Here is a 14,551-nt window from a genome sequence, read left to right as displayed (position 1 = left end):
CGCCAGCAGGGCGGCGTGCCGGCAAGGATACTAAAGTGGCGCCCATTGTCACTGGCCCCCGGAGACAGCCGTCCTACACTGCTCCAGACAACAAGAACCTGGAGCAGCCACCATGCCCGCCGAGTCCGTCCATCGCTTCCAAAGCTTCGCCGAGTTCTACCCCTACTACCTGCAGGAACACAGTAACGACACCTGCCGCCGTCTCCACTACGTCGGCAGCCTGCTGGTGCTCAGCATCCTCGGCTATGCACTGGCTACCCAGCAGTGGATCTGGCTGCTGGCCATTCCCTTCGCCGGCTACGGCTTTGCCTGGGTTGGCCACTTCGTCTTCGAGAAGAACAAGCCGGCCACGTTCAAGTATCCGCTTTACAGCTTCATGGGCGACTGGGTGATGCTGAAGGACGCGCTGACCGGGCGCATCCGTTTCTGAGCCCGGAAACTCGGAGGGACTGGCGCCAGCTTGGCCGCCAGTCCCTCGCTTGGTTATGATCCCGCACCAGCCAAAGCCATGGCCCAGGACTTGCAGCATTTCGCTAACGCTGCAAACCCGCGTCAAGAAAGCACCAGGGACAGACCCAAGCCATGAAGCCTGCCATGCTCGATCCTTCCACAGCGACGCCCGTCCTGCGTGAGTACTACTCGCGTGTGCTGGCCTATATGGCCATCGCCGCCAGCATCGCTGCCGGCACCTCAGTCCAGCATTTCGGCTTCGACATCCTCTGGATGGTGCCCTACGCCCTGCTCTATCCACACCTGGCCCACCATCTGAGCCTGCGCTTCCCAGGCAAGCGCACGGACCGCATCCTCCTCGGCATCGACACCTTCCACGCTGGCGCCGCCGTCGCCCTGCTCGGTTTTTCCGTCGTGCCTACGCTGATGGTCGTGCTGACCCTCTGCTTCAGCGCCATGATCCTCGGCGGGCTGCGCCAGATGGCCCTCGTGCTGGGCGGTTCACTGATCAGCATGACCCTCGTCGGCCTGGCGCTGCAGCCGGCCATCAAGGGCGGCACCCCAGCCCTGGTGTCCGTGGTCAGCGTGTTTTTCACCACTCTTTACATCTGCATCACGGCCTATTTCGTGCACCAGCAGGGCCTGCGCCTGGCCCAGGCACGCAGTGAGATCAAGCGCGAGCAGGAAAAGGCGGCGCGACTGGCCCGCAACCTCGCCAAATACTTGTCGCCCCAGGTTTGGGAAATGATCTTCAGCGGCAAGAAGAGCGTGCGCCTGGAGACTCAGCGCAAAAAGCTCAGCGTGTTTTTCTCCGACATCAAGGGCTTCACCGAGCTCTCCGAGGAACTCGAAGCCGAAGCCCTGACGGACCTGCTCAACAACTACCTCAACGACATGTCGAAGATCGCCCTCAAGTACGGCGGCACCATCGACAAATTCGTCGGCGACAGCGTCATGGTGTTCTTCGGCGACCCCTCCACCCAAGGCGCCAAGAAGGATGCCGTGGCAGCCGTCTCCATGGCGGTGGCAATGCGCAAGCACATGAAGGTTCTACGCCAGCAGTGGCGCGCCCAGGGCATCACCAAGCCGCTGGAAATCCGCATGGGCATCAACACCGGCTACTGCACCGTGGGCAACTTCGGCGCGGACACGCGCATGGACTACACCATCATCGGTCGCGAAGTGAACCTGGCCAGCCGCCTGGAAACCGCGTCGGAAGCTGGCGAGATCCTTATTTCCCACGAAACCTACTCGCTGGTGAAAGACGTGATCATGTGCCGCGACAAGGGCCAGATAAACGTCAAGGGCTTCACCCGTCCAGTGCAGATCTACCAGGTGGTGGATTTCCGTCGCGACCTGGGCGCTGCCTCCAGCTACGTCGAGCACGAACTGCCCGGCTTCTCCATGTACCTGGATACCAACAGCATCCAGAACTACGACAAGGCCAAGGTCATCCAGGCCCTGCAACTGGCCGCTGAGAAGTTGCGCGACAAGATCATTCCCTGATCAATCACCAACTTGTTGGGGCGAACTCATTCGCCAAGCAGGCCGAAGGTCTGCCCATAGAGTTTGAAAGGGAGCAGCTGCGCTGCCCTTGGCGAATGAATTCGCCCCTACAGTTCGGGAGCCGCGTCCAGGAAAGATTCGCCATCCAGTAATGGTTGCCGCGCCAGGAATTCCAGGGCCGACGCCCGCCAGGAAAGCCGTCCCGACCTCTCAGCGCATAGTTCGCGATCCAGCTCCAGCGCTGCCAGGCAGGCCGTTTGCAAGTCTTCGTCCATGCAACCGGTCGTGCCGGACTCCAGCACATCCAGCGGACCGGCCACCGGAAAGGCCGCCACCGGCGTGCCGCAGGCCAGGGCTTCGAGCATCACCAGGCCATAGGTATCGGTCAGCGAGGGAAACACCAGGACGCTGGCCTGGGCATAAAAGCGCGCCAACTCCTCGCCCTGGCGGAAACCAAAGAAGCGCGCAGCGGGATAGCGCGATTCAAGCTCGCGCCGCAACGGGCCGTCTCCTACCACCCATTTCTCGCCAGGCAAATCCAGTCCGAGGAATGCCTCGACGTTCTTCTCCGTGGCCAGTCGGCCAACGTAGAGGAACACCGGCATCTCCGGCTGGGGCAACGCCACGGGGCGAAACAGCGCCGTGTCCACGCCCTTGCGCCACAAGTTGAGCCAGACCAGGCCATGTTCGGCGAACGTCTCGCGCATGCGCTCGGTAGTCACCAGTACCGCCTGGCTGGGACGGTGGAACTGGCGCAGGAAGGCATAGCCCCAGGAGAGGGGCAGCCAGGGCCAGCGGCCATGAACGTATTCAGGGAAACGCGTGTGGATAGCGCTGGAAAAGGCCAATCCGCGCTTGACCAGCCAGTGCCTTGCGGCCCAGCCGAGAGGCCCTTCGGTGGCCAGGTGCACACAGTCGGGCTGGAACGCCTCGATCATCGGCCCCACCCGCCAAAGGTCCCAGGCCAGAGGGATTTCCGGATAGCTCGGACAGGGCCGGCAACGAAACCCCTGGGGAGACAGCAACAGCACTTGGTGCCCAAGGCCTTCCAGTTCTCCCACCAGCGCCTGCAGGCTGGTGACCACGCCATTCACTTGGGGCAACCAGGCATCGCTGACGATCAGTATCCTCATGCCGCCGGCTCGACCAGCCCCACGGCGCGCTCTTCCAGCTCCCGCGCCTGGGCGTCAGCCAGTCGGTAGAGTTCGATGCTGCCGTCCCAGTGCTCGATCAGTGCCGTGCAGGACTCCACCCAATCGCCGCAGTTCAGGTACTCCACCCCACCCACCTTGCGGATTTCCGCGTGGTGGATGTGGCCGCAGACCACGCCATCCAGGCCACGCTTGACGCATTCGTGGGCGATGGCCTCCTCGAAGTCGCTGATGAAGTTCACCGCGCTCTTCACCTTGTGCTTGAGGTAGGCCGACAGCGACCAGTAGCCGTATCCCCAACGCTCGCGCCAGTGGTTGAGCCAACGGTTCAGGGTAAGGGTGAACTCATAGGCGGAATCACCGAGAAATGCCAGCCACTTGTGGTAGCGAGTGATCACGTCGAACTGGTCGCCGTGGATCACCAGCATGCGGCGGCCATCGGCGGTCTCGTGTACCGCCTCGTCCACCAGCTGGATGTTGCCCAGCATCAGTGCCGAGTAGCGCCGCAGGAATTCGTCGTGGTTGCCGGTGACGTAGATCACCTCCGTGCCACGCTTGCTCATGGTCAGCAGGCGGCGGATCACGTTGGTGTGCGCCTGTGGCCAGTAAATGCCGCCCCTGAGCTTCCAGCCATCGATGATGTCACCGACCAGATAGATTCGGTCGGCGTGGTACTGCTTGAGGAAGCGCGCCAGGTGCTCGGCCTGGCAGTCGCGGGTGCCCAGGTGGACATCGGAGATCCACAGGGTACGCACGCGTTGCTTGCGCGGCTTGGTCTTGTTGACGGGTTCCAGGCGTTCGACGCTGCTCATGGGCGACCTCCGGCGGGGTTTCGCCGATGGTGAGCTTTCGCGGTGAACCGGGAATGAACGCTAGGTTGCAGGCCTGTGACAGGCGCCGCGCAACAGGGAGTAGAATGGCCGCCTGCCCGAGGTAAGCGCCATGCATTCGATCCTGTCCCTGCGCCAGTACAACCACGACCTGCTGGTCCACAGCCATGACTACGCCCAACTGGTATTTGGCCTGACGGGCAGTCTGGACTTCGAAGTGGATGGTCTCGGCGCAAGGGTCGAGCGCCAGACCCTGGCGGTGGTACCGCCCGAAGCCAGGCACGCCTGCGGCAGCCCGGGTGGCAGCCTCTGCCTGGTTGTAGATGTGCCCGACGACGACTGGCTGCGGCACACCCTGGGCCGTCATTTCGATGCCGGCCGACGCTTGCTGGAGCGCCCAGGTGCGCTGAACCTGAACCCGGCCCAAAGTCAGCTGGTCAGCTGGATCGCCGCCTGCCCCCTGGCCGATGAAGTGATTTCTGGCCAATCCGCCGGATTGCTGCTGGCCAGCCTCGCCGCTCCCGGCATGCAAGTGGAGGACAGCAGTGTCCTACCCCTGGTCGCACTCGACGCCCATATCGACCAGCATGCCGCCCACCCCTTGCAGGTCGCCGATCTGGCGCGCCTCTGCGGCCTTTCGGTGGCACGCTTCCACACCCGTTTTCTCAGCGAAACCGGGCAAACGCCCATGGACTACGTGCGCGCCCGGCGTCTTCATCTCGGCCGCCAACTGCTGCTGGAAAGCCGTCTGGCCGTGGGCGAGATCGCTGCACGAGTCGGTTACAGTTCCCAGAGCGCCTTCACCGCGGCCCTCTCCCGCGAATTCGGTCTCACCCCTCGTGCCTTGCGCAGTGGTCGCGAGTAACGCGACAAAGCCCGCGAGCCTGACGACAGACAAGGCCGTTCGTCGTCACTAGACTGGTGCGACTGCCAACAGGGAGAACCCTATGTCCACCATTGAATGGGCCGACTTCGAGCGCGTCGAGTTGCGCGTCGGCACTGTATTGTCCGCCGCCCTCAACACCAAGGCGATCAAACCGGCCTACGTGCTGGAAGTGGACCTGGGCGAACTCGGCGTGAAAACCTCCAGCGCCCAGATCACCGCCCATTACCAGTCTGAAGAGCTGGTCGGCCGCCAAGTGCTCTGCGTCTGCAACTTCGCGCCCAAGCGCATCGCCGGCATCCGTTCGGAGATTCTCGTCACGGGTGTGCATGACGACGAGAACAAGGTGGTGTTGGCCAGCTTCGACAAGCCGCTGCCCAACGGGGCACGCCTGGCATGAAGGAGCGTAACGCGTTGCTGGCCATTCACCTGGGCGCCTTGCTGTTCGGGCTTTCGGGCATCTTTGGCAAGCTCGCCAATACCGCGCCGATGATCATCACCTTCGGTCGCGGGCTGTTCGCTGTGATCGCCCTGGCGCTCTTCGCCCAGCTCATCACGCGTGGCAAGAGCCCGAATCCAAGCCTGCGCCAACTGGCCATGCTGGCGCTCGGCGGCCTGCTGCTGGGCGCTCACTGGATCACCTTCTTCCACGCGGTGCAGGTGGCCGGAGTGGCCATCGCTACCCTTGGCTTCGCCAGCTTCCCGGCCTTCACCCTGCTGCTGGAAGGGTTGCTGTTCCGCGAGCGCATTCGCGTCCAGGAATTTCTGATAGTCGCCCTGGTAAGCCTGGGCCTGGTGCTGGTAACGCCCAGCTTCGACTGGGGCAGCGCGGCCACCCTGGGTCTGTTGTCGGCGATTCTTTCGGGCCTGCTGTTCTCGCTGCTGTCACTGCTCAATCGCGTCAGCGTGAAAGGCCTGGACCCGGTGAAGGCGGCGCTCTGCCAGAACCTGACCATTGTGTTGTGCCTGGCGCCCTTCAGTTGGCCACTGCTACATGCGGTGCAGCCAATGGACTGGTTCTGGATCGCCCTGCTCGGGGTGTTCTGCACCGGCCTCGCCCATAGCCTGTTCGTCGCCAGCCTCAAGGTGCTGAAGGCGCGTACCACGGCGGTCATCTTCGCCCTGGAGCCGGTCTACGGCATCGCCTTCGCCTGGTGGTTGTTCGACGAGCAGCCCGGTCTGCGCATGCTGGCCGGCGGCGCGCTGATCATCTTCGCCATCGCCCTGTCGGCGCGCAAAGGTGCGGCTGTCGAGGCAAAGCCCGCTACAGCCTGAGGATCGCGGAACTGGGCGGGCGAGCGCTACCCGCAGCCTGCCGTCTGGGGAATGGCAACACCCGCCCGGTTCCGCGAAACACGTTCAGGCAGCCTGCCCCACTTCCGGCAGCCCGCCGCCCGATTCCTGTTCCAGCAACCAGCGGCAATAGCGTTCCACGCCCTGCTGCACGTCCAGCATCGGCTGACGGAAGCCGGTTTGGCGCAAGCGGCTGATATCGGCCTGGGTGAAACACTGGTACTTACCGCGCAGGGCATCGGGAAACTCGCTGTAGGACAGCAGGCCTTGCTCGCACATCGCCGACAGGCTGAGCGGCGGCAGGCCTTCATTGGCGCGCAAGGCGTTGACCATGCTCCAGGCCACATCATTGAATGGCTGGGCCCGTCCGCTGCCGAGATTGAAGATGCCGGAGCGCTGTGGCTGGTCGAGAAAGTGCAGGTTCACCCGCGCCACGTCCTCCACTGAAACGAAGTCCCGCAGGTGCTCGCCGCCACCATAGCCTTCGTAAGTACCGAACAGGCTGACCTTGCCGCTCGCGCGGTACTGTCGAAAGCAGTGAAAGGCCACCGATGCCATTCGCCCCTTGTGGCACTCGCGCGGGCCGTAGACGTTGAAGTAGCGCAGGCCAACCACCTGGCTGCGTGCCTTTGGTAGCAAGCGCCGCACTCGCTGGTCGAAGAGGAACTTGGAATAGCCGTAGACGTTCAGCGGCCGTTCCGCCTCGCGTTCCTCGCGGAAGACTCGATTTCCACCGTAGACAGCTGCCGACGACGCATAAATGAAGGGCACGCCCTGGGCCAGGCAGGCCTCCAGCAGCTCGCAGCTGTAGCGATAGTTGTTGTCCATCATGAAGCGTCCATCGCCTTCCATGGTGCTGGAGCAGGCACCCTGGTGGAACACTGCGCTCGGCCGACTCAGACGCCCCTCGCGCAGAAGCGGGAGCAGGTCCCGCTTGTCCAGGTAGTCGGCGATCTCGCCATCGGCAAGGTTGCGGAACTTGTCGCCCTCGGTCAGATCGTCGACGGCGATGATGTCGGTCTCACCGCGGCCGTTGAGTGCCTGAACCAGGTTGCTACCGATGAAGCCGGCTGCACCGGTGACGATGATGCTCATGACGGACTGCCTCCACAAAGATGGAAATGCCGTCAGGCTATGCCTCGAAAGGCGCCATCCCGTTGATCTGAGGCAAACGCGGAAGGATCAGGAACGGTCGTTGTGACCGAGGTCCCGCGCCGGGTCGATCTGGTCACGCACACGCTGCTTGAGCACCTTCGCCTCGGGGAAACCGCCATCGACCTTGCGCTCCCAGATCTGCACGCCGTCGCAGGTAATACGGAACACGCCGCCGGTGCCAGGCTCCAGGCTCACCCTGCCGAGGTCGTCGCCGAAGGTGCTGAGCAGTTCCTGGGCCAGCCAGGCGGCACGCAACAGCCATTGGCACTGGGTGCAGTAGGTGATGACGATTTCGGGCTTGCTTGCGGACATGGCTGGGCTCGGCGACAGGTTGGACGCCCTATAATAGCCGGCTTCGGATCTTCGCCTGACCAGGGATGCGTTATGCGCCGCCTTCTGCTTTGCCTGCTGTTTTTCCCCCTCCTTTGCCTCGCCCAGCCCGAACCTCGCATCGGTCTGGTGCTCTCCGGCGGCGCCGCCCGCGGCCTTGCCCATATCGGCGTACTCAAGGCGTTGGAGGAACAGGGCATCAAGGTCGACGCCATCGCCGGCACCAGTATGGGGGCGGTCATCGGCGGGCTATATGCTGCTGGCTACCCGGTGGAGGAGCTGGAGCAGATCGCCGTCAACATGGACTGGCAGCAAGCGCTGTCCGACGACCCGCCGCGCCAGGAAGTCCCCTTCCGCCGCAAGCAGGACGACCGTGATTTCCTGGTCAAGCAACGCCTGAGCTTCCGCGACGACGGCAGCCTCGGCCTGCCGCTGGGTGTGATCCAGGGCCAGAACCTCGCCCTGCTGCTGGAGAGCTTGCTGGTACACACCAGCGACACTCGCGATTTCGACCAGTTGGCCATTCCCTTCCGCGCTGTCGCCACGGACATTGCCACCGGCGAGAAGGTGGTATTCCGCAAGGGCCACCTGCCACAGGCGATCCGCGCCAGCATGTCGATACCCGCAGTTTTCGCCCCGGTGGAAGTGAACGGGCGACTGCTGGTGGACGGCGGCATGGTGGATAACATCCCGGTGGACGTGGCGCGCGAGATGGGCGTGGACCGCGTGATCGTGGTCGACATCGGAACGCCGCTGCGCTCACGCAAGGAACTGGCCACGGTGGTGGACGTCCTCAACCAGTCGGTCACCCTGATGACCCGCACCAACTCCGAAGCCCAGCTGGCCACGCTCGAGCCCACTGACGTTCTCATCCAGCCGCCGCTGGCCGGCTACGGCGCCACCGATTTCGGCCGATCCCACGAGATGATCGACGCTGGCTACCGGGCCACACAGATACTCGCCACCCGGCTGACCGAGCTGCGCCCCCTGTCAGCCAGTCGCGACCAGGAACTGGACAGCGCGCGCCTGCCCAGTGAGCGCACGCCGGTGATCCGCAGCATCCTCATCGAGAACGACTCGAAGATCGGGGACGCGGTCATCCGTCGCTACATTCGCCAGCCCCTGGGCCAACCTCTGGATCTCGACCGTCTGCAGAGCGACATGAGTACCCTGTATGGCCTGGACTACTTCGAGCAGGTGCATTACCGGGTGGTCAAGCGCAAGGACGGCAATGCCCTGGTAATTAATGCACGCGGCAAGCGCGCCGGGACCGACTACCTGCGCCTGGGCCTGAACCTTTCTGACGACATGCGTGGCGACAGCGCCTACAACCTGGGTGCCAGCTACCGCAAGAACGGCATCAACGAACTGGGCGCCGAATGGCTGACGCGTCTGCAACTGGGCGACCACCAGGAGCTCTATAGCGAGTTCTACCAACCGCTGGACGCCGGCTCGCGCTATTTCGTCGCCCCCTATCTGTTCGGCGAGGCACAGAACGTCGAAGCCATCCTCGACAACGACCCCATCGCCGAATACCGCCTGGAGCGCTACGGCTACGGCCTCAACCTGGGCCGGCAGATTGCCAACAACGGTGAAATCCGTTTCGGCGTCGGCCAGGCCTGGGGCCAGGCGGATGTGCGGGTGGGCGAGCGCGACCTGCCCAGCTTCGAGTTCACCGAGGGCTACTACGAGCTGAAGTACTCCTTCGACACCCTGGACAATGTGGACTACCCCCACGAAGGTGAGGACATCAGCCTGACCCTGCGCCAGTTCGATCCCGGCCTGGGTTCCGACGAGCGCTATCGGCAGTGGCAGCTGAGCCTCGACAAGGCGCTGGGCGCAGGTCCGGACACCTTCGTCCTTGGTGGCCGCTACGGTCGTACCCTGGATGATGCCGAAGTGATCACGTCGAGCTTCCTTCTGGGCGGTGCACGCCAGCTCTCGGGATTTCGCCAGGACTCCATCGCAGGACAGAACATCGGTCTGGCGCGGGCGGTCTACTACCGCCGCCTGACCCAGCGCTCCTTCCTGCCGCTGGACTTCCCGGTGTATGTCGGCGGTAGCCTGGAGCGTGGCCGGGCCTGGAACAACGACAACAGCTTCGACAGCGGCTACATCAACGCCGCCAGCGTGTTCATCAGCTTCGACACTCCCTTGGGGCCCCTGGACTTCAGCTACGGCCTGAATGACGAAGCCGAACGCGCGCTCTACCTCAATCTCGGCCGAGTGTTTTGATGAGCTGTCGCAGGTTGGCGCAGAGCGCGGCGAAGCCCAACATTGCAAGCCTCGGCTTCGCGTGTCGGGCCTCGCACAGCTCAGCCACAACCGACAAGAGCTGACTGCGCGAATGGAAATAACCAAATGACCTTTTAGTATTAAAAGCCCATAAGGCCATCAGCTATAGTCGCCCGCTCACACTGCCTAGAAGGAACGCCCTGTGAAACGACTGTTCTCCGCCTCCCTCCTTGCCGCCGGCCTCGCCCTGGCCAGCGCTGCCCAAGCCGCGCCGACCCTGCTCAACGTTTCCTACGACGTGATGCGCGACTTCTACAAGGACTACAACGCCGCCTTCCAGAAGCACTGGAAAGAGGAGAAAGGCGAGAACATCACCCTGCAGATGTCCCACGGCGGCTCCAGCAAACAGGCCCGCGCGGTGATCGACGGCCTGCCCGCCGATGTCATCACCATGAACCAGGCCACCGACATCAACGCCTTGGCCGACAACGGCGGCCTGGTGCCGCAGGACTGGGCCGCCCGCCTGCCGAATAACAGCGCGCCGTTCACTTCGGCCACCGTATTCATCGTGCGCAAGGGCAACCCCAAGGGCCTGAAGGACTGGCCGGATCTGCTCAAGGATGGCGTGCAGGTCGTGGTCCCCAACCCCAAGACCTCCGGCAACGGCCGTTACACCTATCTTTCCGCCTGGGGCTACGTTCTCAAGAACGGCGGTGACGAGAACAAGGCTAAGGAGTTCGTCGGCAAGCTGTTCAAGCAGGCGCCGGTGCTGGACACCGGCGGCCGCGCCGCCACCACCACTTTCATCCAGAACCAGATCGGCGACGTGCTGGTGACCTTCGAAAACGAAGCCGAGATGATCGCCCGCGAGTTCGGCCGTGGTGGTTTCGAAGTGGTCTACCCCAGCGTTTCCGCCGAGGCCGAGCCGCCGGTGGCCGTGGTCGACAAGGTAGTGGACAAGAAAGGTACCCGCGTTGCCGCCGAGGCCTATCTCAAGTACCTGTGGAGCGACGAAGGCCAGACTATCGCCGCCAACAACTACCTGCGCCCGCGCAACCCGGAGATCCTCGCCAAGTACGCCGACCGTTTCCCGAAAGTGGAATTCCTCTCCGTGGAGAAGACCTTCGGAAACTGGCGTGACGTGCAGAAGACCCACTTCAACGACGGCGGCATCTTCGACCAGGTCTACACCGGTCAGTAAACCTCCGGCCTGCCCGCATCAGCGGGCAGGCTTCCCCCTCCAGCCCTGTACCTTCAGAGCCTCCAGCAGGGTCTCCCCGTCCAGCGCCGGAACTCGCCGGCCGTCCGCGCAGACCATCTCGCGCCCGGCCAATAGCGCATTGATGATGGCCTCCTCCACCGCCTCCGCAGCCGCCGCGAACAATGGCGAGATGTGATCGTTGTTGACCATGGCGAGCGGCGTGCTGAACGGCAGGCCTTTGCGCGCGTAGTCCGCCGCAGGCATGTCCCGGTTGCCGGTGGCGAAGGCGAGGAAGATGTCGCCGCTGGAGTCCTCGGTACCGCCACCGGTGCGGGCGATTCCGATGGAGGCACGCTGGGCCAGGCGCTGGCATTGGTGCGGCAGCAGCGGCGCATCGGTTGCCAGAATGACCACAATGGAGCCCATACCGGGGGTATCACGCTCGGCGAAGGGAGACTCGATTTCCCGCAGCGCGCGGCCGACCGGATAGCCATCCACGCGCAGCTCCTGGCGCACACCATGGTTCGCCTGTACCAGGGCGCCCACGGTCCAGCCCCCCTGCTCCGCGGCGAGACGCCGGGAAGCGGTTCCGATACCGCCCTTGAACTCGTGGCAGATCATGCCGGTACCACCGCCCACCGGACCTTCGCTCACCGCACCGGAGCGAGCCCCGACCAGCGCCTCGGTCACCTGTTCCGGCCCTACATGCTGACCCCAGATATCATTCAGCAGGCCATCGTAGGTTTCCATCACCACCGGCATGCACCAGTACACCGCATCCCTGGCCCCGTCCCGCTCGGCAGCCACGAGCGCATCGCGCACCACGCCGACGCTGTGGGTATTGGTAATGGCGATGGGCGTGGTCAACAGGCCTGCCTCGCGAATCCACTCCAGTCCGGTGGCATCCCCATTTCCGTTGAGCACATGGCAGCCGGCGAAGCAGGGCTGCTCGCGCGCCGAACCGTCACGGGGCTGCACCACCGTCACACCGGTGCGCACTGGCTTGTCGTCGCGCTCCTCGCAGATCGTGCTGTGGCCGACCCGCACACCCGGCACATCCGTGATGGCGTTGAACTCACCCGGCGTACCGAGTCCGATGGTGATACCAAGTTGACGCGCGCGCATAGCGACTCCTGTGAATCAGAGTTTCTGGAAAGCTGGGCTGAGTTTGCCGTAGGTGCCATAGAGGATGGCCGATACAGCCAGCAGCCCGAAGATGATCAAAAGATCCCGGCTGGATGCTTCCTGGGACAGCTTGAGCAGCAAGTACCCCGCACCGGTGACTGCCAGCAGCGCAGGCAGCGGCCAGAGCGGCATGCGGTATCCGTGCTCGACATCACGCCGCAATACGCGACTGAAGAGCGCACAGAGGCCGACGATCAGGTAGACCAGGACGATCAGCAACACCGTGAAGGAGGTCATCTCCGCCAGGTTGGAACTGAAGCTGAGCAGCGCCGACGGCACGGCCAGGAACAGCGTGGCCAGCCAGGGCGACTCCCAGCGTGGATGGATGCGGGTGAAAGCGCGATTGAGGGAAGGCATCCACAGCTCGTCGCGGCCGCTGCTGAAGATCACTCGGCCGATCTGGATGACGATGGCGATGATGGCGTTGAACACGGAGAGGAAAATGCCGGCACTGACCAGTCGCGACAGCGTCTCGTTGCCATGGCTCGTGAGCAGGTAACCGATGGGGTCGGGGCTGGCGATCATTTCCGAGAGCGACGGTGCGCCGATGAGGATGGCGGTGAGCGGGATCAGCTCGATGGCGACCACCAGCAGCAGCGACCAGAGCACAGCACGGGGAACCCCACGACCGCCACATTTCATGTCTTCGGCCATGAGCACCGCCCCACCGAAGCCGTTGTAGGAGAACAGCGCCATGCCGACTGCACTCAGCACCAGCGCCATGGGTGCCACGCCCAGTACGCCGTTGTCGACGATCTGCGGATGCAATAGCACGCTGGCCGGCTGCGAGGCATTACCGAATCCGAGCGCGACTATCACCAGCAGGGCCGCCACTTCCAGAAGCAGGCAGGCGCCAGTGACCCAGGCATTGAGCTTGATGTTGAGGATACCCAGCAGGTAGCTGGCGGCCACGACCACCAGTGCGACCACTTGCGAGTCGAGCTGCGTGCCGAGCGCGACATTGAGGTAGGTCGCAGCCCCGGTGGCCAGCACCGGCGGGATGAACAGCAGCATCGCCAACACCAGGAGGAAGGTCGCGTAGCCGGGCAGGCCGCCGAACACGCGCTTGGCGTAGACGTATTCGCCACCGGCAGACTTATGGGCACGCCCCAGCTCCGCGTAGGACCAGGCGAACATCAACGCCAGCACGCCGGCAAGCGCGTAGGAAAGGAAGGCACCGCTACCAGCCTGCTGGATGGCGAAGGGCGCGATGACGAAAACTGAACTCGCGGGGGTGACACTGGAAACAGTGATGGCAACTACGTCAGCGGTGCTCAGCCTGGGCTTGAGCACGCCGTTCTCCGGGGTGGGGGCGGGCATATCCTGATCCTCTGGTTGTTATTGGTGGTTGAGGCAGTAGGAATTGGTAAGGTGCGTCGCGTGATGGGGACGCTGTCGTTGTGGGCAGATTCTCGGCAGACCTCCCGGAAACGCCAATCACCCTATTGGAGTACGCCCCTTGACGATGCCCGCCCCGGATCAGCCAAGCTTGGGTACCCCTTCCCCTCATATCGATCGGAGAACCGGATGGACAGTCTGTTCAGGGAAGCCGCCCTGCACGCCGGCCTGGGCCGCACAATCGGACAGCTCGGTGGCGACCGCTTCTGGAAACAGCTCATCCTGCTGCTGCACCAGTGGCTGCCCTTCGACAATGCGCTGGCGACCTTCTACCCAAGCGACGGGGCGCCTCAACCCCAGGAGGAGTACGACGCTGAACCGCAGGCCGGGCCGGCCTCCATGCCTGTCTACCTGGACGGTTTGTACCTGCTCGACCCGTTCTACCAGACTTGCCGCGAAGGCCTACCCAATGGTTTCTACCGGCTGGAAGAGATCGCACCTGACCATTTCCGCCAGAGCGAGTACTACCTGAACTACTTCCACGACAACGTTCTGGAAGACGAGGTGCAATTCATCGTCCAGCTGGAGAGCCAGAGCAGCCTCTCATTGTCGCTGGGCATGCGTCGCCGCTTCAGCGCCGAGGAGTGTGGATTGCTGGGGTTGCTGTCGGGATGGGTCTTGCCACTGATGAAACAGCACTGGCTGCAGCGCACCCATGTTCCGTTGCTGACACGCCAGGATGAAGTGGCCTCGCAGGTGCGCGACGCCCTGAGCCAGTTCGGCGCCGGTGTGCTGTCGGATCGGGAGCTGGAGATCGCCCGACTGATCCTCCGGGGTTACTCGTCCAAGGCCATGGCCGAGCGACTGGCGATTTCACCGGAAACGGTGAAAGTGCATCGTCGGCATCTCTACGCCAAGCTGGACATTTCTTCCCAACCGGAGTTGTTCTCGCTGTTCATCCAGGCCCTGGGACACGACCCGGAAAACCCCTGAG

Annotated in this window: 14 protein-coding genes; 8 read left to right on the top strand and 6 right to left on the bottom strand. The window is 63.6% G+C overall.

What is annotated here, in order from left to right; translation table 11 throughout:
- Positions 1-112 precede the first annotated feature (112 nt).
- Positions 113-430 (top strand): Mpo1-like protein, encoded by a 318-nt coding sequence (locus D6Z43_RS01700; protein ID WP_120649992.1) that lies wholly within the window; start codon positions 113-115, stop codon positions 428-430.
- Positions 431-582: 152 nt separating this feature from the next.
- Positions 583-1,956, top strand: coding sequence for an adenylate/guanylate cyclase domain-containing protein (locus tag D6Z43_RS01695; protein WP_120649991.1), 1,374 nt, complete (start codon positions 583-585; stop codon positions 1,954-1,956).
- Between the two features lie 107 nt (positions 1,957-2,063).
- Here D6Z43_RS01695 and D6Z43_RS01690 read toward each other — a convergent pair whose 3' ends face one another.
- Positions 2,064-3,089 carry a glycosyltransferase family 1 protein gene (locus D6Z43_RS01690; protein WP_120649990.1) on the bottom strand — a complete coding sequence of 342 codons (1,026 nt, stop codon included), beginning with the start codon at positions 3,087-3,089 and terminating at the stop codon, positions 2,064-2,066.
- Complete coding sequence (locus D6Z43_RS01685) at positions 3,086-3,919, bottom strand: UDP-2,3-diacylglucosamine diphosphatase (RefSeq protein WP_120649989.1); 834 nt, start codon at positions 3,917-3,919, stop codon at positions 3,086-3,088. The genes D6Z43_RS01690 and D6Z43_RS01685 overlap by 4 nt, the downstream gene beginning before the upstream one ends.
- Positions 3,920-4,049: 130 nt before the next feature.
- Between D6Z43_RS01685 and D6Z43_RS01680 the strand changes: the two genes are divergently transcribed.
- The 3 genes from D6Z43_RS01680 to D6Z43_RS01670 all read left to right on the top strand — a co-directional run bounded on the left by D6Z43_RS01680 (position 4,050) and on the right by D6Z43_RS01670 (position 6,095).
- On the top strand, positions 4,050-4,802 hold the full coding sequence (locus D6Z43_RS01680) for an AraC family transcriptional regulator (protein ID WP_120649988.1): 753 nt from the start codon (positions 4,050-4,052) through the stop codon (positions 4,800-4,802).
- 82 nt (positions 4,803-4,884) lie between these two features.
- Complete coding sequence (locus D6Z43_RS01675) at positions 4,885-5,220, top strand: tRNA-binding protein (protein WP_120649987.1); 336 nt, start codon at positions 4,885-4,887, stop codon at positions 5,218-5,220.
- Entirely contained in the window at positions 5,217-6,095 is an 879-nt protein-coding gene (locus D6Z43_RS01670; RefSeq protein ID WP_120649986.1) for a DMT family transporter, read from the top strand. The genes D6Z43_RS01675 and D6Z43_RS01670 overlap by 4 nt, the downstream gene beginning before the upstream one ends.
- Positions 6,096-6,179: 84 nt before the next feature.
- Here D6Z43_RS01670 and rfaD read toward each other — a convergent pair whose 3' ends face one another.
- Together rfaD and D6Z43_RS01660 are read right to left on the bottom strand one after the other, a co-directional pair.
- Complete coding sequence (gene rfaD / locus D6Z43_RS01665; protein ID WP_120649985.1) at positions 6,180-7,208, bottom strand: ADP-glyceromanno-heptose 6-epimerase; 1,029 nt, start codon at positions 7,206-7,208, stop codon at positions 6,180-6,182.
- Positions 7,209-7,295: 87 nt separating this feature from the next.
- On the bottom strand, positions 7,296-7,580 hold the full coding sequence (locus tag D6Z43_RS01660; RefSeq protein ID WP_120649984.1) for a SelT/SelW/SelH family protein: 285 nt from the start codon (positions 7,578-7,580) through the stop codon (positions 7,296-7,298).
- Positions 7,581-7,652: 72 nt separating this feature from the next.
- On the opposite strand from D6Z43_RS01660, the gene D6Z43_RS01655 reads away from it, so the two are divergent.
- A complete protein-coding gene (locus D6Z43_RS01655) occupies positions 7,653-9,833 on the top strand; it encodes a patatin-like phospholipase family protein (protein ID WP_120649983.1) in 2,181 nt (726 codons plus the stop codon).
- 202 nt (positions 9,834-10,035) lie between these two features.
- Positions 10,036-11,034 (top strand): sulfate ABC transporter substrate-binding protein, encoded by a 999-nt coding sequence (locus D6Z43_RS01650; RefSeq protein WP_120649982.1) that lies wholly within the window; start codon positions 10,036-10,038, stop codon positions 11,032-11,034.
- Between the two features lie 18 nt (positions 11,035-11,052).
- Here the strand turns inward: D6Z43_RS01650 and D6Z43_RS01645 are convergent, their stop codons facing one another.
- Positions 11,053-12,159 (bottom strand): P1 family peptidase, encoded by a 1,107-nt coding sequence (locus tag D6Z43_RS01645; protein ID WP_120649981.1) that lies wholly within the window; start codon positions 12,157-12,159, stop codon positions 11,053-11,055.
- A 15-nt stretch (positions 12,160-12,174) separates the two neighbouring features.
- Complete coding sequence (locus tag D6Z43_RS01640; protein ID WP_120649980.1) at positions 12,175-13,539, bottom strand: APC family permease; 1,365 nt, start codon at positions 13,537-13,539, stop codon at positions 12,175-12,177.
- A gap of 207 nt (positions 13,540-13,746) precedes the next feature.
- Between D6Z43_RS01640 and D6Z43_RS01635 the strand changes: the two genes are divergently transcribed.
- Entirely contained in the window at positions 13,747-14,550 is an 804-nt protein-coding gene (locus D6Z43_RS01635; protein WP_120649979.1) for a helix-turn-helix transcriptional regulator, read from the top strand.
- Position 14,551: the final 1 nt, after the last annotated feature.

Source organism: Pseudomonas sp. DY-1 (assembly GCF_003626975.1).
Classification (GTDB): domain Bacteria; phylum Pseudomonadota; class Gammaproteobacteria; order Pseudomonadales; family Pseudomonadaceae; genus Metapseudomonas.
The sequence above is the reverse complement of the archived record's forward strand: the minus strand, read 5'-3'. Positions and strand labels throughout refer to the sequence as shown.

Bases quoted from the DNA above. Each gene is read 5' to 3' on its own strand.
- D6Z43_RS01700 (WP_120649992.1), top strand. From the start codon at position 113: ATGCCCGCCGAGTCCGTCCATCGCTTCCAAAGCTTCGCCGAGTTCTAC.
- D6Z43_RS01640 (WP_120649980.1), bottom strand. From the start codon at position 13,539: ATGCCCGCCCCCACCCCGGAGAACGGCGTGCTCAAGCCCAGGCTGAGC.
- D6Z43_RS01655 (WP_120649983.1), top strand. From the start codon at position 7,653: ATGCGCCGCCTTCTGCTTTGCCTGCTGTTTTTCCCCCTCCTTTGCCTC.
- rfaD (WP_120649985.1), bottom strand. From the start codon at position 7,208: ATGAGCATCATCGTCACCGGTGCAGCCGGCTTCATCGGTAGCAACCTG.
- D6Z43_RS01660 (WP_120649984.1), bottom strand. From the start codon at position 7,580: ATGTCCGCAAGCAAGCCCGAAATCGTCATCACCTACTGCACCCAGTGC.
- D6Z43_RS01695 (WP_120649991.1), top strand. From the start codon at position 583: ATGAAGCCTGCCATGCTCGATCCTTCCACAGCGACGCCCGTCCTGCGT.
- D6Z43_RS01635 (WP_120649979.1), top strand. From the start codon at position 13,747: ATGGACAGTCTGTTCAGGGAAGCCGCCCTGCACGCCGGCCTGGGCCGC.
- D6Z43_RS01675 (WP_120649987.1), top strand. From the start codon at position 4,885: ATGTCCACCATTGAATGGGCCGACTTCGAGCGCGTCGAGTTGCGCGTC.
- D6Z43_RS01690 (WP_120649990.1), bottom strand. From the start codon at position 3,089: ATGAGGATACTGATCGTCAGCGATGCCTGGTTGCCCCAAGTGAATGGC.
- D6Z43_RS01680 (WP_120649988.1), top strand. From the start codon at position 4,050: ATGCATTCGATCCTGTCCCTGCGCCAGTACAACCACGACCTGCTGGTC.
- D6Z43_RS01685 (WP_120649989.1), bottom strand. From the start codon at position 3,919: ATGAGCAGCGTCGAACGCCTGGAACCCGTCAACAAGACCAAGCCGCGC.
- D6Z43_RS01645 (WP_120649981.1), bottom strand. From the start codon at position 12,159: ATGCGCGCGCGTCAACTTGGTATCACCATCGGACTCGGTACGCCGGGT.
- D6Z43_RS01670 (WP_120649986.1), top strand. From the start codon at position 5,217: ATGAAGGAGCGTAACGCGTTGCTGGCCATTCACCTGGGCGCCTTGCTG.